The organism is Frankiales bacterium (assembly GCA_016125335.1).
In the GTDB taxonomy this organism is placed as follows: Bacteria; Actinomycetota; Actinomycetes; order S36-B12; family CAIYMF01; genus Longivirga.
The window spans coordinates 318,468-343,069 of record WGLY01000017.1 but is presented as its reverse complement, the minus strand read 5'-3'; the positions used below and the strand labels follow the sequence as shown (position 1 = coordinate 343,069).

The 24,602-nt window shown below is 72.6% G+C and carries 25 protein-coding genes; 9 read left to right on the top strand and 16 right to left on the bottom strand.

Features of this window, described 5'->3' with window-relative positions; translation table 11 throughout:
* Positions 1 to 18: 18 nt before the first annotated feature.
* The 3 genes from GC157_11420 to GC157_11410 all read left to right on the top strand — a co-directional run bounded on the left by GC157_11420 (position 19) and on the right by GC157_11410 (position 1,946).
* A complete protein-coding gene (locus GC157_11420) occupies positions 19 to 333 on the top strand; it encodes a hypothetical protein (GenBank protein ID MBI1378073.1) in 315 nt (104 codons plus the stop codon).
* 509 nt (positions 334 to 842) lie between these two features.
* Positions 843 to 1,166, top strand: a complete 324-nt coding sequence (locus tag GC157_11415) for a hypothetical protein (GenBank protein MBI1378072.1) — start codon at positions 843 to 845, stop codon at positions 1,164 to 1,166.
* A gap of 87 nt (positions 1,167 to 1,253) precedes the next feature.
* Positions 1,254 to 1,946, top strand: coding sequence for a hypothetical protein (locus tag GC157_11410; GenBank protein ID MBI1378071.1), 693 nt, complete (start codon positions 1,254 to 1,256; stop codon positions 1,944 to 1,946).
* 749 nt (positions 1,947 to 2,695) lie between these two features.
* Here GC157_11410 and GC157_11405 read toward each other — a convergent pair.
* Complete coding sequence (locus GC157_11405) at positions 2,696 to 3,007, bottom strand: hypothetical protein (protein MBI1378070.1); 312 nt, start codon at positions 3,005 to 3,007, stop codon at positions 2,696 to 2,698.
* Positions 3,008 to 3,039: 32 nt separating this feature from the next.
* Entirely contained in the window at positions 3,040 to 3,681 is a 642-nt protein-coding gene (locus tag GC157_11400; protein MBI1378069.1) for a dihydrofolate reductase, read from the bottom strand.
* A 304-nt stretch (positions 3,682 to 3,985) separates the two neighbouring features.
* On the opposite strand from GC157_11400, the gene GC157_11395 reads away from it, so the two are divergent.
* Positions 3,986 to 5,512, top strand: coding sequence for an amino acid permease (locus tag GC157_11395; protein MBI1378068.1), 1,527 nt, complete (start codon positions 3,986 to 3,988; stop codon positions 5,510 to 5,512).
* Positions 5,513 to 5,580: 68 nt separating this feature from the next.
* Here the strand turns inward: GC157_11395 and GC157_11390 are convergent, their stop codons facing one another.
* The 4 genes from GC157_11390 to GC157_11375 form a co-directional block, all read right to left on the bottom strand.
* Complete coding sequence (locus GC157_11390) at positions 5,581 to 6,519, bottom strand: TIGR03619 family F420-dependent LLM class oxidoreductase (GenBank protein ID MBI1378067.1); 939 nt, start codon at positions 6,517 to 6,519, stop codon at positions 5,581 to 5,583.
* 31 nt (positions 6,520 to 6,550) lie between these two features.
* Complete coding sequence (locus GC157_11385; GenBank protein MBI1378066.1) at positions 6,551 to 7,429, bottom strand: FAA hydrolase family protein; 879 nt, start codon at positions 7,427 to 7,429, stop codon at positions 6,551 to 6,553.
* 62 nt (positions 7,430 to 7,491) lie between these two features.
* Entirely contained in the window at positions 7,492 to 8,388 is an 897-nt protein-coding gene (locus GC157_11380) for a catechol 1,2-dioxygenase (GenBank protein MBI1378065.1), read from the bottom strand.
* A 1-nt stretch (position 8,389) separates the two neighbouring features.
* Positions 8,390 to 9,859 carry an aldehyde dehydrogenase family protein gene (locus GC157_11375; protein ID MBI1378064.1) on the bottom strand — a complete coding sequence of 490 codons (1,470 nt, stop codon included), beginning with the start codon at positions 9,857 to 9,859 and terminating at the stop codon, positions 8,390 to 8,392.
* A 98-nt stretch (positions 9,860 to 9,957) separates the two neighbouring features.
* On the opposite strand from GC157_11375, the gene GC157_11370 reads away from it, so the two are divergent.
* On the top strand, positions 9,958 to 10,662 hold the full coding sequence (locus GC157_11370) for a gamma-glutamyl-gamma-aminobutyrate hydrolase family protein (GenBank protein ID MBI1378063.1): 705 nt from the start codon (positions 9,958 to 9,960) through the stop codon (positions 10,660 to 10,662).
* 30 nt (positions 10,663 to 10,692) lie between these two features.
* Here GC157_11370 and GC157_11365 read toward each other — a convergent pair whose 3' ends face one another.
* The gene (locus GC157_11365; GenBank protein MBI1378062.1) at positions 10,693 to 11,130 is read right to left on the bottom strand and encodes a MarR family transcriptional regulator; all 438 of its coding nucleotides are present in this window, start codon (positions 11,128 to 11,130) and stop codon (positions 10,693 to 10,695) included.
* Between the two features lie 248 nt (positions 11,131 to 11,378).
* Entirely contained in the window at positions 11,379 to 12,086 is a 708-nt protein-coding gene (locus tag GC157_11360; protein MBI1378061.1) for an aminotransferase, read from the bottom strand.
* A gap of 185 nt (positions 12,087 to 12,271) precedes the next feature.
* Here GC157_11360 and GC157_11355 point away from each other — a divergent pair, with 185 nt between their 5' ends.
* Positions 12,272 to 13,615, top strand: coding sequence for a glutamine synthetase (locus GC157_11355; GenBank protein ID MBI1378060.1), 1,344 nt, complete (start codon positions 12,272 to 12,274; stop codon positions 13,613 to 13,615).
* Between the two features lie 120 nt (positions 13,616 to 13,735).
* On the opposite strand, the gene GC157_11350 is transcribed toward GC157_11355, so the two are convergent.
* The 3 genes from GC157_11350 to GC157_11340 form a co-directional block, all read right to left on the bottom strand.
* Positions 13,736 to 14,107 carry a hypothetical protein gene (locus tag GC157_11350; protein MBI1378059.1) on the bottom strand — a complete coding sequence of 124 codons (372 nt, stop codon included), beginning with the start codon at positions 14,105 to 14,107 and terminating at the stop codon, positions 13,736 to 13,738.
* A gap of 271 nt (positions 14,108 to 14,378) precedes the next feature.
* Positions 14,379 to 16,019 carry a DUF222 domain-containing protein gene (locus GC157_11345; protein MBI1378058.1) on the bottom strand — a complete coding sequence of 547 codons (1,641 nt, stop codon included), beginning with the start codon at positions 16,017 to 16,019 and terminating at the stop codon, positions 14,379 to 14,381.
* A 160-nt stretch (positions 16,020 to 16,179) separates the two neighbouring features.
* Positions 16,180 to 17,040, bottom strand: coding sequence for a bifunctional 5,10-methylenetetrahydrofolate dehydrogenase/5,10-methenyltetrahydrofolate cyclohydrolase (locus GC157_11340; protein MBI1378057.1), 861 nt, complete (start codon positions 17,038 to 17,040; stop codon positions 16,180 to 16,182).
* 279 nt (positions 17,041 to 17,319) lie between these two features.
* Here GC157_11340 and GC157_11335 point away from each other — a divergent pair, with 279 nt between their 5' ends.
* Positions 17,320 to 17,937 carry a hypothetical protein gene (locus tag GC157_11335; GenBank protein ID MBI1378056.1) on the top strand — a complete coding sequence of 206 codons (618 nt, stop codon included), beginning with the start codon at positions 17,320 to 17,322 and terminating at the stop codon, positions 17,935 to 17,937.
* A gap of 261 nt (positions 17,938 to 18,198) precedes the next feature.
* Here the strand turns inward: GC157_11335 and GC157_11330 are convergent, their stop codons facing one another.
* The 5 genes from GC157_11330 to GC157_11310 all read right to left on the bottom strand — a co-directional run bounded on the left by GC157_11330 (position 18,199) and on the right by GC157_11310 (position 22,809).
* Positions 18,199 to 18,567, bottom strand: a complete 369-nt coding sequence (locus tag GC157_11330; GenBank protein MBI1378055.1) for a hypothetical protein — start codon at positions 18,565 to 18,567, stop codon at positions 18,199 to 18,201.
* Between the two features lie 73 nt (positions 18,568 to 18,640).
* The gene (locus tag GC157_11325) at positions 18,641 to 19,441 is read right to left on the bottom strand and encodes an acetoacetate decarboxylase (GenBank protein ID MBI1378054.1); all 801 of its coding nucleotides are present in this window, start codon (positions 19,439 to 19,441) and stop codon (positions 18,641 to 18,643) included.
* Between the two features lie 63 nt (positions 19,442 to 19,504).
* Entirely contained in the window at positions 19,505 to 20,560 is a 1,056-nt protein-coding gene (locus tag GC157_11320) for a Rieske 2Fe-2S domain-containing protein (protein MBI1378053.1), read from the bottom strand.
* Between the two features lie 10 nt (positions 20,561 to 20,570).
* On the bottom strand, positions 20,571 to 21,545 hold the full coding sequence (locus GC157_11315; protein MBI1378052.1) for a 2Fe-2S iron-sulfur cluster binding domain-containing protein: 975 nt from the start codon (positions 21,543 to 21,545) through the stop codon (positions 20,571 to 20,573).
* 1 nt (position 21,546) lies between these two features.
* On the bottom strand, positions 21,547 to 22,809 hold the full coding sequence (locus GC157_11310) for a cytochrome P450 (GenBank protein ID MBI1378051.1): 1,263 nt from the start codon (positions 22,807 to 22,809) through the stop codon (positions 21,547 to 21,549).
* Positions 22,810 to 23,054: 245 nt separating this feature from the next.
* Here GC157_11310 and GC157_11305 point away from each other — a divergent pair, with 245 nt between their 5' ends.
* Positions 23,055 to 23,474 (top strand): hypothetical protein, encoded by a 420-nt coding sequence (locus tag GC157_11305; GenBank protein MBI1378050.1) that lies wholly within the window; start codon positions 23,055 to 23,057, stop codon positions 23,472 to 23,474.
* On the top strand, positions 23,471 to 24,502 hold the full coding sequence (locus tag GC157_11300; GenBank protein ID MBI1378049.1) for a phosphotransferase: 1,032 nt from the start codon (positions 23,471 to 23,473) through the stop codon (positions 24,500 to 24,502). Before GC157_11305 ends, GC157_11300 begins: the two co-directional genes overlap by 4 nt.
* The last annotated feature ends 100 nt before the right edge of the window (positions 24,503 to 24,602 follow it).

The following is a 24,602-nucleotide window of genomic DNA, read 5'->3' as shown; positions in this document are numbered from 1 at the left end:
TCGTGCCAGACTCGAGCTGTGACCTGGGCTGAGTTGTTGGACGAGATCGAACACCGCCCCGGCATGTACACCGGCAGGCCCACCTACGAGCGGACAGTCTTCCTCGTTCAGGGGTTCGACCTGGCCGAGGGCCGCAATCGGCTTGCTGTCCTCGAGGAGCGGGTGCGGAGGCAGTACGACTCAGGACCGATTGCCTGGCCGTGGGTGCTTCTGCGCCAGGTCATTGGCGGCGAGTCGAGTGCCGATCTTGGACCGCTCACACCGGAGCAGGACGCGGCCGCCATCGCCTTCTTGGTAGGCAACCTCCGCGGTCTCGACTCCGTCGAGGAGTGACCTAGCCCGAGCAGATGTGCCGTTCTGACTCGCGCTGACAGGTCCATCTGAGTTCTGGCATGGAACCTACTGCGGCAGGATGTGGGCGTGCCAATCTCTGTCGTCGTCCGCGCCGAACGGGGCGATCGCGTCGCGTCGATCCGTGACGTGCAGGAGCAGTTGTCGCCGTCCCAGCGAGTGGCCCCAGATCGACCAGAGGTGCCTTTCCCTCTTGTGATTGGCAACGGGGACGACTCTCCCATGCTGGCGAGCGTCGACCCTTACGGGGATACGTGCTTTAACCGACAGCAGGTCCCGAGGCTGCTGGCCGAACTCGATCGTCTACAGAGTGCGGACGCCTCCGATGAACGAGGCGCGCTCCTCGCTGGACTCCGAGTCCTCGTGGCAGAGCACATGAGGCGCCCGCACACCTACCTATGGTTCCTGGGCGATTGACCCAGCGGAAGTGCCGATCGCGCTCGCCAGCCGCAGGCGCGATGACGCATCCTTTCCTCGTGCGAGATCGCGTCATGTACGTCGAGCTGAAGACCGGCTACGACGTCGACCGGGGGCCGGCGTGGATCAGCCGGGTCTCCTTCTCGAAGTCCGGTCGGACGGTGTACTTCAAGGGGCGCACGCTTCGACACTTTCGCTCTTTCGACGCCAATCACTACGACGTCGAGACCGGCGAGAACTTCTGGGTCTCTGGGCCCCACCGGGACGGGCAAGATCGCAGGTACTCGGGGCTGCCGGTCGAGATTGACCCGGACGTCGCTGAGGCTTACTGGGCGTTCCGCAAGGGAGCATCACTCGAGTTGTCCCCGGGGCCCGCCCCCGCCGGCGAGGGGTCCTGAGCGCGCGTACGTACCGAGAGTGCTCGACTGATCGTCGGGAGCGGCCATGGGATTGCCCGTGGTCGTGAGGTAGGTCAGGGTGGTCGGGTGAGCGACCGCGACGTCATCGAGTCGAGCTGGCGGGCACTGACGTCCTCGGCCGCACGCCGTGACCCGAGCCTCTGCGCGCGGCCCGTAGCCGGTGGAGTCGACGTCGGCCTGCTGCAGGCCTCCGGCCCGGCCGGGATCATCGCGCTCGACGCCGGGCCGGACGGTGCCGCCGCGACGGCACGGCTGATGGACGCGCTGAGCGCGCGTTGCTGGACCGGCGATGATGTGCTCGTCGAGCTGCTCTCGGCATTGTCCGCCGGCACCTCGACGGGCCGGGCCGCTGCCGCGATCGACCTCGACATGCTGGCAGACGTTCTAGGCGATCCCCGCGGTGGCTACCTTGACCTGACGACGGGCGACGTCTGGCCGATGGAGGTCGTCGATGACGGGCAGGTCGACGATCTCGACCCGGAGGGCGACCCCGACCCCCACCGGTGGCTCGACGTGGACGGCGACGGGAGCCGCGCGGCCTACCAGGACATGGTCGACTTCACGGCCACCGTGACCGACCGCTCCGCTCGGGACGACCTCACGCTGGCCCTCCACGGGCGGGGTGCGTTCCGACGCTTCCAGTCCGCCCTCGACCGGCACGAGCAGTACCGCGTCCACTGGAGAGTCCTGTCCGCAGAACGGCGACTCGGACGCGCCAGAGCGTGGCTCGCCGACGAGGGGTACGACGCCCTCCCGTGATCCGCGCGCCGAGACACGGTCCGGCATCGGACGTCTCGGGCTGGTGATGGCGCAGGCTCTCAGCCGTCGCGCATCCGCTCAGGTGTGGGTCATCAGGCTGTCGACGATGGCCTGCGCCTCCGCCGTCGTGAAGTCGCCCGTGATAATCATCGAGCCACCTTCGATCGCACTGCTGACGTAGGGCGCGCTCTGCACCCGGCCGTGCACGTAGATCGCCAGTTCCGTCCGGGGCTCCGGCAGCTGGGAGACCTCGCCGGTGACGGCGGCCAGGGCCGCTGCGCCCGCCGCGTCGAGGTGATGTCGATCTCCGCAGTGCCGGGCACCGATCCACTTCCCACGGCGATGGTCTGCACCTGGGAGCCCGTGACGGCCGCCGGACCGAGGGTGTACTGGATCGTCCCGTCAGCCGCGCACGCCCGGATCGGGCTCGCCGACACGGGGGCGGGCGTCGATCCCGGTGTGCAGTGCGCGGACTCCAACGTGAGCACCGGCCGCAGCTGCAGGTCGCGGTCGGCCACCGGACCCGGCGCGGCCGGCGGCTGCGACGAGCCGACGGAGGGGGGAGCCGGTGCGGCGGTACAGGCAGCCATGGCCGACGCGGCGATGAGCACTGCCGCTGCCTTGATCACGTGCATCGTGCCCCCGTCCGACGCCGCACCCCTCGTCTCCCGAGGATGGCAGATGATCCAGGCCCTGCGCAGTGCTGCGGGATGCGTGCTGCGCGGGCGAGCCCGCGCGGTGAGGTGAGGTCAGTGCCAGCCGGTGAGGTGCAGGGCGCGGTCGCCGTCGTCGCTGTCCCAGACGTGCGCGATCCAGCCCTCGTGCACCGAGGGCAGCCGGCGCCTGACCACCAGAGGCGAGACCTCGGCCCACCGGGCGAGGGCGTCCTCGCCGTCCCACCACAGCAGGCCGTCCGGGTAGACGTCGGTCATCAGCGGAGCCCCGGCACGGACCAGCTCGTCGCACTCCCGGCGCGTCAGGGTGCGCGGCATCCGGCGCAGCACCGCTCCGGTGGGCGAGCGCACGGACCCGTCCGGGAGCGTCGTGGGTCGGCACAGCACGCGCCCAGTGTCGCGTGAGACGGGGTTGGGCGTCAGCGGGTGAAGGTGAGGTGGGTGACGCCGCCGGGCGAGGAGACCACCTCGACGCGGTAGCCCTGCTCCCATCCCTCGAGCCCGTCCCAGAGGCGCACGCCGCGACCGAGCAGGATCGGCACCTGCACCACGTGGAGATGGTCGACGAGCCCCGCGGCGAGGAAGGAGCGCAGCATGGTCGGGCCGCCGCCGATGCGCACGTCCTGACCCGCCGCGGCCTCCCGTGCGACGGCGAGGGCCTCCTCGGGGGAGGCGTCGAGGAAGTGGAACGTCGTGCCCCCCTGCATCGTCAGCGACGGCCGGGGGCGGTGGGTGAGCACGAACGTCGGGGTGCCGAACGGCGGGTCCTCGCCCCACCAGCCGCGCCAGTCAGGGTCGTCCTGCCAGCCGGGCGGGCCGAACTTGCCCGCGCCCATGATCTCCGCGCCGATCCCCGGCCCGTACCGCTCGGCCAGGGCGTCGTCCACCCCCTCGCTGCCGCCGGGCTGCCCGAGCACGGTGCTGCGGCCGAACCGGGTGGCGAACATCCACTCGTGCAGCCGGTGGCCCGCGTGGCCGAAGGGCGCGTCGAGGGACAGGTCCTCGCCGGTGCCGAAGCCGTCGAGCGAGATCGTGAAATTGTGGACGCGGACTCGCGACACGGTGTGCCCCCTCGGTGACGCCGCCGACCGGTCCCTGGCGGACCGGACCCGGCGGTTCGAGCACGGCGCCCGGCCGGCCGAGCCACCACGACGGACCGTACCCAGGGGCGGGGACGACGGCCCCACCCCTGCCCGGCCGCCGGACTGGGCACGCTGACCACCGCAGGTGGTCACAACTTCTTCGCAACCGAACAAAACTGACCCGAAACCCTTGACGGCCGTGGTGACGCGCGCCACTCTTACGGATCGTTCGTATCCGTACGATCATGCCCGCCCCCCGACCAGGCCCCGCGAGGAGAGCCGCATGACCCAGCTCCAGCCTGCGCCGCAGGAGACCCCCGAGACGGCACTGCACCGAGGACGGCTCGGCATCCTCGGCATCGTCTTCTTCGTCGTCGCCGCGGCGGCACCGCTCGTCGGCATGACCGGCGCGGTGCCCGTGGCGATCGTCCTGGGCAACGGCGCCGCCGCGCCGGGTGCCTACGTCGTCGTCGGCATCATCCTGCTGCTGTTCTCGGTGGGCTACGCCGCGATGGCCACCAAGGTCACCAACGTGGGCGCGTTCTTCGCCTTCGTCGGCCGCGGCCTCGGGATCATCCCCGGTGTCGGGTCGGCGTTCGTGTCGCTCGTCGCCTACCTCGCCGTCCAGCTCGCCGTGTTCGGCTTCTTCGGCGGCGTGGTGTCCGGCCAGATGAACTCCACGTTCAGCGTCGACTGGCCCTGGTACGTGTGGACCCTCATCGCCTGGGTGCTCGTCACCGGCCTGTCCGCCCTCTCGGTGGACGTCGGCGCGAAGGTGCTCGGCGTGCTCATGAGCCTCGAGCTGCTCTCCCTCGTGGTCACGGCGTTCGCCGTGCTGTTCTCCGGCAGCAAGCCCGAGGGCATCGACCTCGGCGCGTCGTTCCTGCCCTCGAACATCTTCTCCGGCGGCCTGGCCAGCACCGCGGGCATCGCGCTCGCTTTCGCGTTCGCGTCCTACATCGGCTTCGAGGCCACCGCGATCTACGGCGAGGAGTCGCGCGACCCGCACCGCACGGTGCCGCGGGCGACCTACCTCGCCGTCATCACGATCACGGTGATCTTCGGCTTCACCGCGTTCGCCATCGTCACCGGCCTCGGCGCCTCGACCGTGATCGACAAGACCGTCGAGCTCTCCACGGTGGACGGCGCTCCCCTGGCCGACCCGGCCAACGTGCTGTTCACGGTCGCCGAGACCTACGTCGGCTCGTGGATGCGCGACGTCATGAGCTGGCTCGTGGTGAGCTCGCTGTTCGCCGGCCTGCTGGCGTTCCAGAACTCCGCCGCCCGGTACTTCTACGCGATGGGCCGCGCGGGCGTGCTGCCGAAGGCGCTCGACCGGGTCAACCGCCGCGGGGCCCCGTGGACCGCGACGATCACGACGTCGGTCATCTCGCTGATCGTCATCCTGATCTTCGCCTTCGACAACCTCGACCCGATCGTCAACCTCTTCTACTGGACCTCCGGCCTCGCGGTGCTCGCCATCGTGTTCGTCGAGATCCTGGTGTCGGTCGCCGTGATCGCGTTCTTCTCCCGGCACCGGGGCGAGGCGTCGATCTGGGCCTCGATCATGGCTCCGCTGCTGTCGATCTTCGGTCTCGGCATCGGCCTGTGGCTGCTGGCCTCGCGGTTCGGCCTGCTGGCCGGCACCGTGCAGGACGGCGTCGACCCCACCACCGAGCCGTGGGGCCTCAACACCACGGGCTGGGTGCTGGTGCTCCTGCCGTTCGTGATGTTCGTGGTGGGCACCATCGTCGGCAAGCTGCGGCTGTCCGGCGAGAACGAGGACGCTGTCGCCGACCTGGTGACCTGAGTCCGCACCGCACGTCGAAGGAGGCCCCGGGGACACGTCCCCGGGGCCTCCTTCCGTGTGTCGCGGGATCAGCCGCCGACGAGCCGCCGGCCCTCGTCGACGAGGTGGCGGCACAGGGCCGGCACGTCGTCGACGCTGCGGCAGAACATCGCCGGCTTGAAGCAGATCGTGGTGAACCCCTGCTCGACCTGGCGTGGGAGGTCGCGCAGCGCCTCGTCGACGTCGGCGACGTCGTCGGGGCCGGTGAAACGGCCCCGGATCCCCCCGACGAGATCGAGGTCGGACAGGTCGCGCCCGGCCTCGCGCATCCCCGCGGCGAGCGCCGCCATGTCGTCGTCGGTGAGCGCGCCGAAGGGGTTGAGCCCGCTGCCGTAGCGGGCGATGCGGCGCACGACGTGCGGGGGCATGCCCTGCCCGCCGAACCACAGCGGAGGGCCCGACGCCGTCCACGCGCCCGGCTCGAGCCACACGTCGCGGAAGGGGAACCGCGGCCCGTCGTGGCTGATCGGGTAGGGGCCCCAGGCCTTCGCGAGCACCTCGAGCTGCTCGTCGAGGATCTTGCCGCGCTCGGCGAACGGGACGCCGAGGGCGGCGTACTCGTCGCGGCTCCAGCTCACCGTGGGCAGCACCACGAGGCGGCCCTGGCTGAGCAGGTCGAGCGTGCCGAGCTCCTTGGCCAGCAGCAAGGGGTGGCGCAGCGGCGCGATGATGGCGCCGGCCACCAGCCGCAGCGACGACGTCGCCTGCGCGATGGCCGAGAGCAGCACCACGCTGTTGGGCCACGGGTACGCCGGCGACTGGTTGCCGGGGGCCGCGTAGTCGCGCGGGTTGGCCATCGTGCCCGCCGCCCCGGAGTCCGGCCCCAGCAGCACGTGCTCGGAGAGCATCACGCCGTCGACGCCGTTCGCCTCGGCCACGCGCGCGACCTCGACCAGGCCGCCGAGGTCGCGGGGGTCGAGGATCGCCTCGTTCTCCGTCAGCACCATGAGCCAGCGCAGCTCGGTCATCGGCACGCCTCCGCCGGCAAGTGCCGGCCCATCAGGCCTTCTCCTCCACGGTGGAGGGGTAGAGGTCCTTGCTCGGGGTGCGGATGCCGCGGAACTCCCAGTCGCCGCCCAGGGCGGTGGAGACGACCTCCTCGCTCTCCGTGGGCTGCGCGCCGACGTCGGTGCGGATCGGCGTGGGGCCGGTGACGATGTGGTTGGTCAGCCGGCCGAGGCCCTCCACCTCCACCTCGACGACGTCGCCGGGCTGCACGGGCCGCGAGTTGGCCGGCGTGCCGGAGAACAGCATGTCGCCGGGGAGCAGGGTGATCGTGCGGGCGATGTCGGCGACGAGGTAGTGCATGTCCCACTCCATCTCGTCGGTGCTGCCCTCCTGCTTCACCTCCCCGTTGACCAGCGTGCGGATGCCCTTGCCGCGGAAGTCCCAGTCGGTCACCAGGCCGGGGCCGACCGGGGCGAGGGTGTCCGAGCCCTTCACCCGCAGCATCGATCCGGCGTCGGTGTCGCGGAAGTCGTGCAGGCCGTAGTCGTTGCCCACGGTGTAGCCGGCGATGTAGTCGGCCGCCTCGGCCGGCGAGACGTTGCGGCAGGTGCGGCCGATCACGATGACGATCTCGCCCTCGTAGTTGAGCCACTTGCAGCCCTCGGGCCGCACCACCGCGCCCTTGTGCGAGTTCAGCGCGGTCGTCGGCTTGTGGAAGTACGTCGGCGCCGCGGGCAGGCGGGTCATGAACTCGCGCGTGCGGCTGTCGTAGTTCAGGTGCACCGCGACGATCTTGGTCGGCTCGCTCGGCGGCAGGTGCACGGCGTCCTCGACGCCCACCTCGCGGCCGTCGGCGGCGACGAGGGTGTCGCCGTGGCGCACCACCTGCACGGCGGCGCCCTCGAGCAGGATCCGGCGGTACTCGGTCACGGGAGGTCTCCTGGGATCGGGCACGACGGACCGGCGGCGGGCACGGCGTGCGGGGCGGGAGGTCAGGCGGCCGAGCGCGGGGTGGTCCAGCCGGTCTCGGGCCGGTCGAACCACACGTGCACCTGGCTGGTGCCGATCGAGTTCTCGTAGTCGCCGTACTGGACGCCGGGCGCCGCGAAGTCACGCTCGCCGAGGGCCGCGGCCATCATGAGGTAGTGGGCGAACATGCCCTCGGGCCGCACGGTGAGGAACTCGGGCATCGTGTCGAGCACGCGGTCGTGGCGGCCCTCGAAGAACCAGCCGAGCCGCTCGTGGTCCATCTCGCGCGCCTTCGCGCTGATGATGTGCGAGGGGTCGCTGGACTCGTGCTTGCGCAGCTCCTTGAGCTTGTAGAACGTGTGCGAGAGCGAGCCGGTCGCGATGATGATCACCTTGCGGTCGACCTTGGCGACGGCGTCGCGGATGGCGCGGCCCACGCGCAGGAAGTCGTCGGTCTCGCCGGTCTGGCAGACCGAGATCGAGATCCACTGCTTGTCGAGGCCCTTGCCCAGGTACGACCACAGGTTGATCGAGGGGTAGTAGAGCGGCAGGTAGGGGTCGTCGATGGGCGTGATCCAGGTGCCGTTCGGCTCGCCCTCCGCCGCGATGGCCTCCGCGAGCTCGCGGTCGCCGCGCCACTCGTAGGGGATGCGGCACATGCCGCGGGGCAGCTCCTCCGCGGTGAACAGCCCGGCGCGCATGTCCTGCGAGGTGACGACGAACTCCACCGTCGTGAACCAGTGCGAGTCGAGCACGATCACCGTGTCGTAGTCGAGCTGCTCGAACTTCTCCGCCCGGATCCGCCGCAGCGCGGGCACGAGCGAGATCTCCTTGCCCTCGTTGAGCTCGAGCCGGGTGGCCTCGGGCAGCATGATCGTGGGGACGTGCGAGAGCAGACCCGCACCGACGACCTCACCCATGTCAGCTCCATCCCTTGGGGGCGAACACCGAGTTCTTCACGTCGCAGTAGAAGTCGAACGACCAGTCGCCGCCCTCGCGACCGATGCCGGAGCGACCGCTGCCGCCGAACGGCGCCGACAGGTCGCGGACGAAGAAGCAGTTGACCCACACCGTGCCGGCGCGCAGCTGCGCCGCGACCCGCTCGGCCCGCTCGTGGTCGCCCGTGACGAGCGTGGCGGCGAGGCCGTACTCGGTGTCGTTGGCCATCGCGACGCCCTCCTCCTCGGTGGAGAAGCGCTGGAGGGTGAGCACCGGGCCGAAGACCTCCTGGCAGGTGATCTCCATGCTGCGGTCGACGCCCTCGAACACCGTGGGCTTGTAGTAGAAGCCGCCGGTCGCGTTGTTGAGCTCGTGGTTGGGCTCGCCGCCCAGGATCACCTGGGCGCCCTCCGCGACGGCGCGCTTGACGAAGCCGTCCACGCGCTCGAAGTGCGTGCTGCCCACCAGCGGACCGATGTCGACCGTCTCGTCGCGCGAGTCGCCCTGCCTGATCGACGCCGCCCGCTCGAGGAACCGGGCGCGGAACTCGTCGTAGACGCCGTCCTGCACGAGCATGCGCACGGCCGCGAGGCAGACCTGGCCGGAGTTGTCGAACTGCTCGACGGCGAGGTCGACCGCGAGGTCGAGGTCGGCGTCGTCGAGCACGAGCAGGGGCGACTTGCCGCCGAGCTCGAAGCTCACCGGCGTCACGTTGCGGGCCGCCGCCTCGCCGATGCGGATCGAGGTGGGCACCGAGCCGGTGAAGCAGATGCGCCGCACGTCGGGGTGGGCGACCAGCGGAGCCCCGGCCTCGACCCCCATGCCCTGCACGACGTTGAAGACGCCGTCGGGCAGCCCCGCCTCGTGGGCGATGTCGGCGAACAGCGACGCCGTGAGCGGGGCCCACTCCGGGGGCTTGGCCACCACGGTGTTGCCGGCGGCGAGCGCGGGGCCGATCCGCCAGGTGGCGAGCATGAGCGGGGCGTTCCACGGCGTGACGATCGCGGTGACGCCGGCCGGGTCCCACGAGACGTGGTTGCGGTGGCCGCGGGTGTCGAAGTCGGGGTGCCCGAGGGTGAGCAGGTGGTCGGCGAAGAAGCGGATGTTCATGGCCACGCGCGGCATGACGCCGCGGCGGTGCGAGCGCAGCAGCGAGCCGTTGTCGCGGGTCTCCACCTGGGCGAGGTCCTCGATGCGGGCCTCGACGCCGTCGGCCACGCGGTTGAGGATCGCGGCGCGCTCGGCCGGGCTGGTGCGCGACCAGCCGACGAAGGCCTCCTTGGCCGCGGCCACCGCGGCGTCGACCTCGGCCTGGCCGCCGCGGCTGACGTGCGCGATCACGGTGCCGTCGAGCGGCGAGACGTCCTCGAACGTGGTGGCGCTCTCGACGCGCTGCCCGCCGATCCAGTGGCGGGTGTCGACCTCGACGCCCGCGACGACTGCGGTGGTCACCGGCTCGGCCCTCCGGGGGTGTGGGGTGGTGACGGGCGGCGCCGCGTCCGATATCGTTCGGGACCAAACGTATTGCCGTCGCCGGGAGGCGTCAAGACATGTCGCACCGCCCGATCGTGGCCGTCCCCGGCCGGTTCTCGGCGTCCGCGTCGGCCCACCGCCATCGTGCCCTCACCACGGCCCGCGCGCTCTCCGAGGGCGTGCTGCTCGCCGGCGGCGAGCCGGTCACCGTGCACCCGTGGGCTCCGGGCGGGTCGGTGACCCCCGAGGAGGTCGGCGAGCGGCTGGCCTTCGCCGACGCCGTGCTGCTGCCCGGGGGCGGCGACCTGAGCCCCGCGACGTACGGCCAGCCGGTGGCCTCCGACGACGTCTACGACGTCGACGACGAGCAGGACGCGTTCGACCTCGCGGTGGCCCGCTGGGCGATCAGCAGCGGCACGCCCCTGCTCGCGGTGTGCCGCGGGTGGCAGGTGGTCAACGTCGCCCTCGGCGGCACCCTCGAGCAGCACATGGCCGAGCCGCACCGGCACGTGGTGCACACCGTCGCCGTGGTCCCGGGCACCCTGCTCGGCGACGTCGTGGGCCCCACGGTGCAGGCGTCGTGCTACCACCACCAGCGCGCGGACGTGCTCGGCGCGGGGCTCGTGCCGGTGGCGAGGGCGGCCGACGGCACGGTGGAGGGTGCGGTGCTGCCCTCGGCGGCGGGCTGGTTCCTCGCGGTGCAGTGGCACCCGGAGGACACCGTCACCGACGACCCCGCCCAGCTCGCGCTGTTCCGGGCGCTGGTGGACGCCGGGCGCTGAGCCGGGCCGGTGCCGGACCGCGCCGTCGGCTCAGTCGGCCTCGACGTGCTGGGCGACCTTGCGCAGGCTGCGCGCCAGGCCCAGCTTCTCGGCGTCGGTGAGCGTCTCGGTCACGTACGCCTCCTCCGCGTTGAACAGCGGGAAGAGGGTGCTCATGAGCTTGCGGCCCTTGGGCGTGAGGGACACGAGCACGCGGCGGGCGTCGTCCGGGTGCGTGCGCCGGCGCAGGAGGCCGCGCTTCTCCAGGGTGCCCACCACGCCGGTGAGCGTGCCCTTGGAGATGCCCGCCTCGGCGGCCACGTGGCGGGTCTCGATGTCGCCCCAGATCCACACGACCCACAGCACGACCCAGCCGGTCCAGGTGAGGTCGTGCGGGGCGAGCACGGTGCGCTCGAGCCGGTTCCGCACGGCGTTGGCCGCGCGGTAGACGTTCTGCACGGCGGCCATCGCCGTCATGTCGACGGCCATGCCCTCGAGCAGGCGCGAGACGGCCTTCTCGGTCTCGGCGAGGGTGTGGTGCTGGTCGCCCCGGCTCTCGCCCGTGGTCCGCACGTACTTGCTCAAGGTGCAGGTCCCGTCGTCGCAGGGGCAGGTGTCCGGGTCGCACACGTGCGGGTCGGCGACCTGCTCCACGCCTGCGTCGTCCGGCACGGGCCGAGCGTAGTGCCGGGTCGCGGCGCCGCCACCGCGGCGCCCCGCCGCGACGGGGTAGCGGCTCACGACGGGAAGGCCACCTGGTCGAGGAAGCGGTGCACGAGGGCGCGGCTGCGGGCCTGCGCCTCGTCGGCGGTGCGCTCGGTCTCGGCGACCAGCAGGGCCGGGTCGAGGTCGTGGGCCTCGAGGTAGGCGGTGCCGCCGTTGTCGAGCCAGCCCTTGAGCTGCGCGGGGGTCAGCTCGGGGTGGAACTGCACGGCGAGGCTGCGGCCGATGCGGAAGGCCTGCTCGGCCGCCCCGGTGCGGGCGAACGTCCTGGCGCCGGGGGGCGCGCTCCAGCGGTCGTGGTGCCACTCGAACCAGGGGCCGGGCTCGACCAGTCCGGGGTCGTCGGTGTCGACGGTGACCCAGCCGATCTCGGCCTCGGGCGCCCGCTCGACGGCGCCGCCGAGGGCGGCGGCCAGCGCCTGGCCGCCGAAGCAGATGCCCAGCACGGGGATCCCGGCGTCGTGCGCCCGGCGCAAGAAGGTGAGCTCCTCGAGCACCCAGGCGCCGATGGTCTCCTCGTCGTACACCGACCAAGGCGCGCCCATCGGCACGATCACGTCGTACGCCGAGGCGTCCGGGAAGGTCACCGCGACGTCGGGGGCGTGGAACCGGTGCTCCGGGACGACGAGGAACTCCTCGACCTCGAAGCCGCGCTCCTCGAAGGCCGCGCCCACCGGGCCGACGGGTGAGACGTGGTCCTGCTGGACGAACAGCGCGCGCACGACGGCTCCTCTCGTTCGGGTCCGAACGTATGTGCCGCGCGCGCGGAAGGCAACGGCCCGTGACAGATTTCCTCCAGGGTCTTCCCTGGCGGGCGCGCCGGGGTCTATCTTCTCGGACACCGAGGTTGTTCGGACCCGAACGACCTCTTTGGCAGGCGACACCGGACGGGCGAGGAGCACCCCGCATGCAGAACGTCGACGTGACCGATGTGGTCGAGGACCTCCGCGCCAAGGGGGTCGACGTCATCCGCGTCTCGTACCCGGACCTCATCGGGGTCGACCGCGGTCGCGACGTGCTCATCGACGAGCTGGACAGCGTCATGCACCACGGGATCGCGTTCTGCCGCGCGGTCTACCACACCTCGCCGATGGGCGACGTCGTCCCGGTGCAGGGCGGCATCGAGAACGGCCTGCCCGACATCAGCGCGAGGCCGGACCTGAGCACCCTCACCAACCTGCCCTGGGAGCCCGGCGCCGCGTGGTGCCTGGCCGACACCTCGGTCCTCGGCGGCGCGGCGGCGCAGGAGTCCCCCCGCGAGGTGGCCCGTCGCGTGTCGCAGAAGCTGGGCGAGCTCGGCCTCGGCGCCGTGATCGGGCCGGAGCTGGAGTTCTACCTCCTGGAGGAGGACCCCACCACGACCACGGGCTACCGGCGCTACGCCGACCAGCCGGGCAACGTCTACGTCGTCGGCCGCAAGGGCGACCCCCGCGGGATGCTGCTCACGATGCTGCGCCACCTGCGCGACGCCGCGCTCCAGGTGACGGCGGCGAACCACGAGTTCTGTCCGGGGCAGTTCGAGATCAACCTGAACCACTCCGACCTGCTCGACGCGGCCGACCGCGCCTTCCGGATGAAGTCGGCCGTGCAGGAGATCGCCCGCCACGAGGGCTTCCTGGCCACGTTCATGGCCAAGCCGTTCAACGACGAGGGCGGCAGCGGCTTCCACCTGCACGTGTCGCTCGTCGACGGCGAGGGCCAGAACGTGTTCGGCGACGAGTCCGGCCCGGACGGGCTGTCCGAGACCGGGCGCTCCGCGATCGCCGGAGTGCTCGCGCACGCGCCCGCGCTCGCCGCGATCCTCAACCCGACGATCAACTCCTACAAGCGCTTCGGCCCGGACACCCTCGCGCCGTGGCTCATCGACTGGGGCCTCGACAACCGCAGCGCCATGGTGCGGATCCCGCCGGAGCGCGGTGGCGCCGCGCGCATGGAGGTGCGCCTCGGCGACGCGACCGCCAACCCCTACCTCGCGATGGCCGCCGTCGGCGCCGCGATCTACCTCGGCGTGCGCGACAAGCTCGAGCCGGCCGCGCCGCTCGAGGGCTACGGCTACGACCCGGAGAGCGCGCCGATGCTGCCGCAGTCGCTGCCCGAGGCGCTCGACGCGCTCGAGGCCGACACGGCGCTCGCCGAGGTGCTCGGCGAGTACTTCGTCACCTCGTTCCTCACCTACAAGCGCAACGAGGTCGAGCGCTTCTCCCACCACGTCACCGACTGGGAGTTCCGCGAGTACGCCTACCACCTGTAGGCCGCGGCCCCGAGGGAGTCGCGGGCTGCCGACGCCGATCCGTCGAGCCCAGGCACGCGACACCACCGCGCGGGCCCTGCGCCGCACGGTGCACGTCGTCGCGCTCGGGGGGCGTCGGGGTCACATGCCGAGCAGGACTGCGGTCAGCCACGCCACGGCGATCACCAGGTTGACCACCACGGCGACCATGGCCGCCAGCCCGCCGCCGATCCGGTACGCGTGCTGAGCGATCCAGGCGCCGATCCAGCTGGGCAGGCCCACGACGAGCCCGTAGCCGAGGGCAGCCAGCCACCCTCCGGCGCCGGCGTCGGACAAGGCCGAGCTCGACGGGTCGAGGCCGAACCACGAGTAGACCCAGTAGCCGGCCGCGAACATCACCCAGAACCAGACGACGTAGCCGAGGTTGACCACGTAGGACACCACAGTCAGCCGACGGGCCTCGGGAGCGGTCTCGCCGCCTGCTCCGGCGGAGTGGTGCAGCGGCATCGTCATCGTCCTCACCCCCCTCGGAGGGAGAACCACGAGGGACGGACCTCCCTCACTTCGAGGCTACGCGCGGGGTCGGGGCAATGCGCCCCGGCGAGGTCGCCGACGGCGGCGCGGCCACGAGGGCGGCTCGCTCCCGTCGCGACCGCCGTTCCCGCGCATGGCCCGGCCGGGGTGCACAGTCCGGCGGGCATCCACGGCGTGCCCTCGCGAGGACGGCGCGGGACGAGCGGAAGCGGGTGACGGGTGGTGCGCCCTGAGCCGTGGTGGTGGCGGGTCAGGGCGGTGGTGGGGGTGGGGGGTGGAGCTGCCAGTAGCCGGTGTGGCCGGGGCGCAGGCCGGGGGTGGGTCGCAGCTGCCAGTGGCCTTCGTGGACGAGGTGGTGGTGGGCGGAGCAGAGCAGGGCGAGGTTGGGCAGCTCGGTCGGGCCGCCGTGCTCCCAGGGCTGGACGTGGTGGGCGTGGCAGCGGGAGGGGTCGACGTCGCAGCCGGGGGCGATGCAGCCGTGGTCGCGGGTGGCCAGGGCGCGGCGCAGGCGCGGTGGGGCGGTGCGGGCGGTGCGCCCGACGTGGAGGACCTCGCGGGCCTGCTCGCGCAGGTCGGCGAGGAAGGTCTCGAGCAGGTCGCGACTGCGCGGGGCGGTGCGGTGGTGCTCGCCGTCGGGGTGGACGCCGTCGCGGTGCGCATGGCGGCCGGTCTCGCTGCCGAAGTCGCTGCCGCGGTCGCTGCCGCGGTGGTCGCCCTGGTGGCGGGGGCCGCGGGGGTCGTCCTCGCCGAGGCCCGTGGTGGTGGTGATGACGGGGGTGACGTCGGCGTCGCAGAGGATGCGCGCGGCGGTGGAGCGGGGCGCGGGCAGCGAGCCGAGGCCGGGGATCTGCCAGGCGGGGCCGGGGCCGGTGGGGTCGCCGGCGAGGTCGGCGGCGTCGACGGTGAGGGTGAGGTGGGGGCGCTGGCGGTGGCGGGTGCCGGCGCCGCCGTGGTCGAGCAGGCGTTCGCACAGCTCGCCCAGGGCCAGTGCCTGAAGGTGCGTGCGGGTGGGGCGGCGGGGTGCGCCGACGGCGGCGGCGAGGTCGGACACGGCGGCGGGGACGGGCGCACCGGGTCGGTCGGGGGTGTGCTCACCGGTGCGGTACCAGCGGTCGATGGTCTGCTCCAGGCAGGTCGCCAGGGCGGCGGCGGTCTGGGCGGTGAGCCACCCGTCGACCACGACGCCGTCGCCCACCGGGGTCAGGCGCAGGTGCTGCTCGGTGTACGCGGCGACGGCGCGGGCGTCGGCGGTGTCAGGGTCGAGGGTGAACCGCAGCCGGGCGGTCTTGCGCCCGATCGCCGCCACGCTCGCCGTGCGGGCGTACTCGACCAGCGGACCCTCCACGGCCGCGACCGCGGCCGCGCGGTCCTGCGGGCGCAGCGGGCGCAGCGCGGCACGCAGCCCGACCGCGACCGCGCGGGCCCGGTCCGCCGAGAGGCGCCCGGACAGCGCGGCGATGCGGGTGAGGGGGAGCTCACGCTCGGCGTCGGACCGGCCCCGGGCCAGCAGCGCTCCGGCCGCGGGACGCGACAGGCCCGCCTCGGCCTGAAGCCACCGCGAGGTCGACACGTGCCCGCCGGGCAGCACCCCGCCCGCGTGGACCACCCCGACCCCGGCCGCCGCGACCGCGTCCAGCACATCGCGCGCCGCGAGCAGCGCCGCCACCAGCTCCCCGGCCGCTGCGGCCGGCACCGTCGACCACGCCCCCGCCTTCGTTCCCGAGGCCAGCTGCGCCGCCATCGCCCGCACCTGCGCGACCGCCCCGGCGAACCCCGCCGACGACGAGGCCGCCGCCAGGGACGAAGCGGCGGACCGGGACTCGCGGACCGACGCCCACTCGTCCCGCGGCGGCGGAGCGGCCACCTGGCGCGAGTCGATCGTCGAGGTCATGCCAGCACGCTAGCGACCACCACCGACAGTCCGCCCCGCCCGGAAACCGTTGGCGCACAACTACTTTCCGCGGTTGCGCCGTCACGCGACGCAGCCTCGCGACCCGTGCGACGCCGAGCCCAGGGGGCACCGGAGTCCCAGCACGGCGCGGTCGTGGCGCTCAGGCGGCGCGACGCTCGGCGATGTCGACGAGGTTGCGGAACAGCATGGCAATCGTCGTCGGACCGACCCCGCCGACCCGCGGCGTGATCGCCCGCGCGACCTCCTCGCACGCGACGTCGACGTCCGGGAGCAGCCGCCGGCCCTCGTAGCGGACGCCGCCGCCCACCACGACTGTCTGGCTCGTGATGTGCTCCGGCCGCAGGATGCCGGGCACCCCGGCGGCGGCGATGACGACGTCGGCGCTGCGCGTGTAGTCGGCCCAGTCCGGCACCCCGGTGTGGACGACGGTGACGGCGGCGTTGGCGGTGGGCCGCTTCTGGGAGAGCAGCAGCGCGAGCGGGCGGCCCAGCGTGGCCCCGCGCCCGAGGATGCAGACGTTGCGGCCGGCGACCGGGATCTCGTAGTGCGCGAGCAGCGCCTCGATCCCCGCGGGCGTGCACGGCACCGGGCCCGGGATCGAGAGCGCGAGCCGGCCCATGTTGACCGGGTGCAGCCCGTCGACGTCCTTGTCCGGGTCGAGCTCCATCAGCGCGGCCTCGAAGTCGATCTGGGGCGGCGGCGGGTACTGGAAGAGGACGGCGTCGACCGCGTCGTCGTCGTTGAGCGTGTGGATGGCGTCGAGCACGTCCTGCTGCGTGCAGTCGGCGGGCAGGTGCACCTGGACGGAGTGGCAGCCCAGCTCCGCGGCCTTGGTGTGCTTCATCCCGACGTAGCGGGCGCTCGCGTCGTCGTCGCCCACCAGGAGGGTCGCGAGCCCGGGCACACGGCCCGCTGCGCGCAGACGCTCGATGCGCGGGCGGAGGCCGGCGAGCACGGCGTCCGCGACCGGACCGCCGGGCATCATCAACGGGCCGGTCATGCGTCCTCCTCGACGGCTGCGCGGACCACGGACTCATCGTGCCGCACCTCGACGCCGCAGCCGTGGCGGGCGGCCACCGACGTGAGGCGAACGTGCGTGCCGCCGCGCCGTCATCGTCCGCAGCCGCTCTCGCCGAGGACGAACGCGGATCGGTCCCCGGACTCTCGGTGCTCTCAGTGACTTCACACCGCGGAGTCGAACGCGGATCAGGGAGCGCCGCTAGCGTCGCGGCGGCTCGTCGTGCCGGCGAGCGCAGTGACCGGAAGGGGACGGCCGGCTGTGACGACGACCAGGTCCGCAGTGGTGGAGGACACCGGCTCGCTGGGCGTGCGACGCAACGCCCGGCTCACCTCGCTGACGGGGTTCGTCCTGCTGCTGGCGCTGTTCGCCGAAGGTGTCACTGTGCTCAGCGTCGGCTCCCTCGTGGTGCCGCACATCGTCATCGGCACGTTCCTGCTCGCGCCCGTCGCGCTCAAGCTGGGCACCACCGGCTGGAAGATCCTGCGGTACTACACGGGCGCCCCGGCGTACGTGCACGCCGGACCGCCGCCGTTCCTCCGCCGGCTGCTGGCACCGGTCGTGATGCTCTCCACGGTGGGTCTGCTGGGGACGGGCGTCGTCCTCATGCTGCACGGCCCGGGCTCCACCGATCGCATGGCCTTCCTGCACAAGGCGTTCTTCGTCGTCTGGTTCGCGGCCATGACACTGCACGTCCTCATCCACGTCGTCCGCAGCGTGCGGTCCGTCGCGACCGAGTACGCCGCGTCGCGGGAGGCGGTCGTGCCGGGCCGCGGCGTCCGGCTGCTGGTGCTCGCCGCGTGCGTCCTCGTCGGCCTCGGGCTCGCGGCCTGGTCGACCGGGTACACGGCCCCGTGGACGCACCTCTTCGGGCACTGATCCCCGCGCCGCCCTGCGGACACGACGAGGCAGGGACCTACGCGCGGACGGCCGACCTGATCTTCGCCACCAGGGACCCGACGTCGACAGACCGGTCGGTGGCGACCCGGACGACCGGACCCAGCCCGAGGGGCTGCGCCGTCGCGATCACCGTGTCCAGGTCCGGCAGGAGCGCCTGGTCGAAGTGGCCCGGGTGACGTCGCCGGCCCGGCAGGACTGCACCGGGGACGTCGCCACGGAGGAACGTGCTCCGCTCCCGCATCACGGGCGCATCGTGGAGGGACACCCCGTCCCGCTGGTGGCATACGCCCGACTGCCCGCGGACACCGTGAGAGTACCCACTCGGACGTCGTCCACGTACACCTCGACCGGGCCGGGCGTGACGCCCACCGCGGACGTTCCGGTGACGACGTTGCCGACGAACCCCAGGGTCTGATCGCCGCGACGGAACGACACCGTCACACGGGCGTCCGCCGGGTGCTGCTCGTCGACACCGACGCAGTACCCCACTGTGGCGTCGGGCAGCGGTGTCGTCTCCTGCGCACATGCGGCGAGGCCGCACGCGCACACCGCGGCGACGAGGACTCCCGCGGGCACCCGGGCCCGCGACGCGGATTTCTGCATCCCCACGAGGGCAGTGTGCTCCTCATGCGTCCCCGGCGGGACGGGTCACGCGGATCCGGGACGCCGGACTTCAGCGGGGTCAGCGGTGGGCGAGGGTGGTGCCGCCGTCCCAGCTGGTGCCCACCTGCAGGTAGTAGCCGCTGATCACCTCGCGGACGGGCAGCGTGGACGCGACGTCGTCCCACGGCGAGTCGAAGAGGTCGAGCGTGGCCTCGGCCTTCCAGGCCTGGCCGTGCTCGAACCCGACGCCGCTCATGGTGAGCACCTCGTCGAGCGCCCAGCCGTCCGCGCCGCGCTCGATGGGGCGCACGCGGCGGTGGTGCAGCATCGGCAGGGCGTTGACGAAGCCGTTGGTGTCGCTGGGCTCGGTCAGCGTGATGACGGCCTGGGCCAGCCGGTGGTCGTACGCCGCGAGCGTCGCGCCGAACCGGCCGCCGGCCTCGATGCGCGGGGCGCCCTTGCCGTAGGGCATGGGCCGGGTCTGGTGGATCGAGCCGAGCTTCTTCGGGTAGCCCTGGTGCACGCCCCGCGCGATGGCGAAGTCGGTGGTCACCCAGATGAGCACGCACCGCGAGTACGTGACGCCCTCGTAGCGGCAGCGGACGACCGCGAAGGCCTCCTTGTACTGCGACCTCGCGGGGTCGAGCAGCTCGGCGCCGCCCGAGGAGCACGACTGCCAGTCGGCCCAGATGAACGCGACCGCGCCCGGGTCCTCCTCGGCGAGCTCGACGTCGTCGGGCAGGATCGCGCGCACCTTCTCGACGTCGGTGCGGTACTCCACCGTGAGCAGGTCGCCGCTGTAGAACCACGGCGGGTCCGGGATCAGCGCGCTGCGCCCGCTCTGGGTGTACGGCGGCGCGAAGCCCTGGAGCTCGGGCACGGTCTCTCCTCGTTCTCGGTCGGACGACGGACGGTCACGGTGCGGCGAACCGGCCGCACCGGCTCACACGCGGGCGCGCCTGGTGCGCACGACGGAGTACGGCGTCTCCTCGGCCAGCATGCCGGTGACGATCTCCCGCACCTTCACCGCGGCGACGTCGGCGCTGACGTTGACCTCGGGGCCGGGGCCGTCGACGTCGAGCACGCGCTGGGCGGTCTCCATCGCGGACATCACGCGGCCGTAGTAGTCGCGGAACATCGCGGCGACGGTGCCGTCGGCCTGGGCGTCGCCCACGGCGAAGTCGCGGCTCACCCGCCACATCACCCGGCTGCGTCCGGCGCCCAGCGGCGTCACGAGCTGGGTGAACCGCAGACGCGCCACCCGGCCGTCCGGACCGGTCACGTCCCAGTGGTCCACCCACGCGGCGGGCGAGAGGAAGAAGCCCTCCTGGGACGTCGCGAACGGCACGTCGGCGGCCACGCCGAGCATGGCGGCCTGCCACTGCGGCAGCGGCGCCGGGGCGAACTCGCGGTGCAGCGACACCGTGGTCTCGGTGACGACGACGTCCAGCGGCGGAGGCTGCGAGCCCAGCACGGTCGGCGAGATCTCGGGCGCCACGAACGGCACCTGGGTGACGTCGGCGAAGCTCTCGTGCAGCAGCAGGTAGCCCGCGGCGACGTCGGCCTCCCCGGAGACGCTCGCCCAGCCGTCCGCGCCGAGCCACGGCAGCTCCGGCACGCGGTGCAGCCGCGAGCGTCCCGGCTCGCCGAACCACACCCACACCACGCCCGCGCTCTCCTGCACCGGGTAGGAGGACACCGAGGCGCCGAACGGCACGCGCGACTGCGTGGGCACGCCCACGCACTGGCCGTCGACGTCGTAGACGAAGCCGCACAGGCCGCAGCGCACGTCGTCGCCCACGAGGGCTCCGGCGCTGAGGGGGTAGGCGCGGTGCGCGCACCGGTCCTCGAGCGCGACCGCGCGGCCGTCCTCGGTGCGGTAGAGCACCACCGGCCGGTCGAGGGCGCGCAGGGCGGTGAGCGAGCGGCCGACGGCCGACGACTCGGCCACGGCGTACCAGCAGTCGGTGGGGACGGACGCCGTGCGTCGCTGGGTCATGTCCGCCTCCTCACAGGTCCAGGGTCAGCCGGTCGGAGAAGCAGCGCGAGACGCAGATCATCATCGCGTCGTTGGACGCCCGCTCCGACTCGCTGAGCACGGAGTCGCGGTGGTCGACGTCGCCCTCGAGCACGATCTGCTCGCAGGTGCCGCAGATGCCCTCGTGGCAGGAGCCGAGCACGCTGATCCCGGCGTCCTGGATGACGTCGAACACCGAGCGGTCCGGCGGCACGGTGAGCGTCATGCCGGAGCCGGCGAGCACCAGCTCGAACGAGCGCTCGCCCCCCGCCGGCGCCTCGGTAGCCTTGGCGGCGAACCGCTCGAGGTGCAGGGCGCCCTCGGGCCAGTCGGCACCGCAGCGCTGCTCGACCGCGGAGAGCAGGCCCTCGGGCCCGCAGCAGTACACCAGCGTGTCCGGCCGCGGCTCGCCCAGGATCGCGGCGAGGTCGAGCATCCCCACCTCGTCCTGCGGCACGAGCGTCACCTTGTCGCCGTAGCGCGCGAGCTCGTCGACGAAGGCCATCGACGCGCGGCTGCGGCCGCCGTAGTAGAGGTGCCACTCGGCGCCGCTGGCCTCGGCCTCGGCGATCATGGGCAGCAGCGGGGTGATGCCGATGCCGCCGCCGATGAACACGTAGCGCGCCGCGGCCATGAGCGGGAAGTGGTTGCGCGGCCCGCGCACGCGCACGGTGGCGCCCTTCACCAGGTTGTCGTGGACGTACGTCGAGCCGCCGCGGGAGTCCGGCGCGCGCAGCACGGCCACGCGGATGGTCCGGCTGTCGGCCGGCTCGCCGCACAGCGAGTACTGGCGCACCAGGTCGTCGCCCAGGATCAGGTCGACGTGCGCCCCTGGCGTCCAGGGCGGCAGCGAGGCGCCGTCCGGGTCCACCAGGGTGAGGGCGACGACGTCCTCGGCGACGAGGTCCGCCGACTCCACCACGAGGTCGCCCTCGTGCTCGCGGATCGTGGTCTGCGTGCCCGCCATCTCAGGCCCGCTTCGCCTCGATGCGCACCGGGAAGCGCTTGATCCCGTTGACGAAGTTGCTGCGCACGCGGTCGATCTGGCCGTTCATCTCGATCTCGGCGATGCGCGGCAGGAGCGTCTCGAACAGGATGCGCATCTCGAGCCGGGCCAGGTTGGAGCCCATGCACGTGTGCGGGCCCTTGCCGAAGGTCATGTGGTCGTTGGGGAACCGGGTGAGGTCGAGACGGTACGGGTCGTCGAACTTGGTCTCGTCGCGGTTGCCCGAGGCGAACCACATGACGACCTTGTCGCCCTCCTTGATCTTCTGCCCGTGCAGCTCGACGTCGCGCGTGGCCGTGCGGCGGAAGTGGTAGACGGGCGAGGCGAACCGCAGCATCTCCTCGACGGCCTGCTGGGTCTTGTCCGGGTTGTCGACGAGCCACTGCATCTGGTCGCGGTTGTCCATCAGCGCCTTCATCGAGTGGCTGATGGCCTGGCGCGTGGTCTCGTTGCCGGCCACGACGAGCAGCAGGAAGTAGTTGTCGTAGTGCTCGTCCGAGAGCGGGACGCCGTCCTCGGGGATGCGGTTGACGAGCTTGCTCACGAGGTCCTCGCCGTCACCGCCGCGGCGCTCCGCGGCGAGCTTGCGGCCGTACTCGAAGATCTCCTGCGAGACCGGCGAGCTGAACGGCAGGTGCCGGTACTTCTGGCTCTCCTCGGAGTTGATGAGCACCCGGGCGAACTCGGGGTCGGAGAAGCCGACGATCTCGTTGCCCCACGCGATGAGCTGCGGCGTCATCTCCTCGGGGGTGTCGAGCAGCCGCGCGAGCACCTGGATCGGGTAGTCGGCGGCGATGGCGTCGACGAAGTCCATCTCCTGCTGCTGGAGCGCGGTCTCGACGGTGAGCAGCGCCAGGCCGCGGAGGAAGTCCTCGTAGCGGCGCAGCTGGCCGACGGAGAAGTCACGCATGAGCAGCTTGCGCAGCGCGAGGTGGCGGGGGCCGTCGGTCTCGAGGATCGAGCGGCGCCGCTCCTGGAACTCCTCGGGCGGCTCCTCGAGGTTGGTGAACTTCATCGAGGTGAAGCTCTCCGGGTCCTTGTCGATCATCTCGATGTCGTCGTAGCGCGTGACCGACCAGAAGCCCGAGCCGCCGTCGTGCTCGGGGTTCCAGTGGACCGGCGCCTCACGGCGCAGCGTGTCGAACATGCCCCATGCCTCGTTGCGCTCGAACACGTCGAGGTCGGCGAGGTCCACCTGGTCGAGCGGGACGGGGGTCGGCTGCATACGGGGCTCCCTGGGGCGATCCGGTGAGGTGACCCAAAATTCGTTTGGGTCCGAACGTCAGGCTAGGGGCGCGCCCCAGCACCGTCAAGGGATTCCGTCCGACGAGTCGCCGGGCGAGTCCGACGGACCCGTCCCGAACCTCCGCATCAGCCGGCACGGCGCCCTGGCCCGGGTGCACACTGGCCGCAGCCGGACGGACGGGGGCGGGACCGGAGCGGAACCCCAGCCCACAGCCGGAGGGCACGATGAGCGCGACCCCGTCGCAGGTGGTGGACCAGTTCCTCGGCGCGGTGACCGGCGCCTCGATCCCGGAGTGCTCCGTGTGGGCGCAGGACGCCGTGCTGGACGCCACGGTGCCGAACTGGCGCTTCCGGGTCGTCGGGCCCGACGCGATCCGGGCCGAGTACCGCGGATGGTTCGCCGACCCCGGCGAGCTCGACGAGCTGGAGCGGCACCCGGTGCCCGGCGGTGAGGTGGTGCGCTACCTGCTGCGCTGTACCGAGGACGGCGTCCCGCACGTGGCGCACCACGTGCACGTCCTGGAGATCGGGGACGGTCTGGTGCGGCGGGACACGGTCGTCTGCGGCGGTCGCTGGCCGCAGTCCCTGCAGGACGAGATGGCGGAGGCCCAGGCGGCCGCGGACGCCGCCGTCGACGCGTCGTGAGCGGTCACCACCCGCCGAGCCCGGCCCGCGGTCGCGAGGTGTCGCGGCTCGACGACCTGCTCGCGCGCACGTCGGACCGTCGCGTGATCGAGGACGCACCCGGCAAGTCCGGCGCCCTGCTCGAGCGGGTGATCGTCGACGGCGCCCCGCACATGCTGAAGTTCCTCGACCTCGGGCGGGACTGGACGATGCGCGCGTCCGGCGTCCTGCGAGGAGCCACCTGCGAGCTCTGGTGGCGCTGGCTGCTCGACCGGCTCCCCGGGTGCCTCGACCAGCCCGTCGTCGACGTGGCCGTCGGCGAGGTCGAGCCCGGCCGGCGGGTCACTGCCGTGCTGATGCGCGACGTGGGCGCGTCGCTCGTGCAGGTGGGCGAGGAGCCGATCGATCTCGACGTGCACCGGACGCTGCTCCACCACGCAGCGGCGCTGCACGCGGCCTTCTGGGACGCGGGCCCCGAGATCGACGTGGTGACCCCGCTGGCCCGGTTCCTCGAGCTGTCGCCGGTGATGGCCGAGACGGAGGCCGCTCGGGGCGGCGACCCACTCGTGCCGCGCCTGGTCGGCGAGGGCTGGCCCCTGCTGGCCACGGTCGCGCCCCGGGCCGCCGCGGTGGTGGGCCCGCTCGCCCGCGACCCGTCGCCGCTGGTGACCGCGCTGGCCGGCACCCCGCAGACCCTCGTGCACGGCAACCTCAAGCTCGACAACCTCGGGATCGACGCCGAGGGCCGCACGGTGCTCCTGGACTGGGAGACGTCCGGCCGCGGTGCCCCGACGTTCGACCTCGCGTGGTACCTCGCCATCAACTGCCGTCGGCTGCCCGAGTCGAAGGAGGACACGATCGCGGCGTACCGCGCGTCGCTGGAGGAGCACGGCGTCCCCACCCAGGGCTGGTGGGACGAGCAGCTGGCGCTCAGCCTGCTCGGCGGCCTCGTGCTCTTCGGCTGGGAGAAGGCGTTCGGGGGTCTCGACGACGAGCTGCTGTGGTGGCAGGAGCACGCCATCGCCGGCGCCGCGCTGCTGCATCCGTGAGCGGGCCGGCCGGCGTCGTCCTCCGCGGCGGACCGCTGCGCCGGACACCGGGCCCGGCGTCCCGCTAGCGTCGGCGCCGACCGGGACCGCGGGAGGGCGA

What these genes read in the sequence shown, in the direction of transcription:
- GC157_11340 (MBI1378057.1), bottom strand. Translation starts at nt 17,040, where the DNA reads ATGACCGGCCCGTTGATGATGCCCGGCGGTCCGGTCGCGGACGCCGTG.
- GC157_11415 (MBI1378072.1), top strand. Translation starts at nt 843, where the DNA reads ATGTACGTCGAGCTGAAGACCGGCTACGACGTCGACCGGGGGCCGGCG.
- GC157_11350 (MBI1378059.1), bottom strand. Translation starts at nt 14,107, where the DNA reads ATGACGATGCCGCTGCACCACTCCGCCGGAGCAGGCGGCGAGACCGCT.
- GC157_11355 (MBI1378060.1), top strand. Translation starts at nt 12,272, where the DNA reads ATGCAGAACGTCGACGTGACCGATGTGGTCGAGGACCTCCGCGCCAAG.
- GC157_11345 (MBI1378058.1), bottom strand. Translation starts at nt 16,019, where the DNA reads ATGACCTCGACGATCGACTCGCGCCAGGTGGCCGCTCCGCCGCCGCGG.
- GC157_11365 (MBI1378062.1), bottom strand. Translation starts at nt 11,130, where the DNA reads ATGGCCGTCGACATGACGGCGATGGCCGCCGTGCAGAACGTCTACCGC.
- GC157_11310 (MBI1378051.1), bottom strand. Translation starts at nt 22,809, where the DNA reads ATGCAGCCGACCCCCGTCCCGCTCGACCAGGTGGACCTCGCCGACCTC.
- GC157_11395 (MBI1378068.1), top strand. Translation starts at nt 3,986, where the DNA reads ATGACCCAGCTCCAGCCTGCGCCGCAGGAGACCCCCGAGACGGCACTG.
- GC157_11370 (MBI1378063.1), top strand. Translation starts at nt 9,958, where the DNA reads ATGTCGCACCGCCCGATCGTGGCCGTCCCCGGCCGGTTCTCGGCGTCC.
- GC157_11380 (MBI1378065.1), bottom strand. Translation starts at nt 8,388, where the DNA reads ATGGGTGAGGTCGTCGGTGCGGGTCTGCTCTCGCACGTCCCCACGATC.
- GC157_11390 (MBI1378067.1), bottom strand. Translation starts at nt 6,519, where the DNA reads ATGACCGAGCTGCGCTGGCTCATGGTGCTGACGGAGAACGAGGCGATC.
- GC157_11320 (MBI1378053.1), bottom strand. Translation starts at nt 20,560, where the DNA reads ATGACCCAGCGACGCACGGCGTCCGTCCCCACCGACTGCTGGTACGCC.
- GC157_11315 (MBI1378052.1), bottom strand. Translation starts at nt 21,545, where the DNA reads ATGGCGGGCACGCAGACCACGATCCGCGAGCACGAGGGCGACCTCGTG.
- GC157_11305 (MBI1378050.1), top strand. Translation starts at nt 23,055, where the DNA reads ATGAGCGCGACCCCGTCGCAGGTGGTGGACCAGTTCCTCGGCGCGGTG.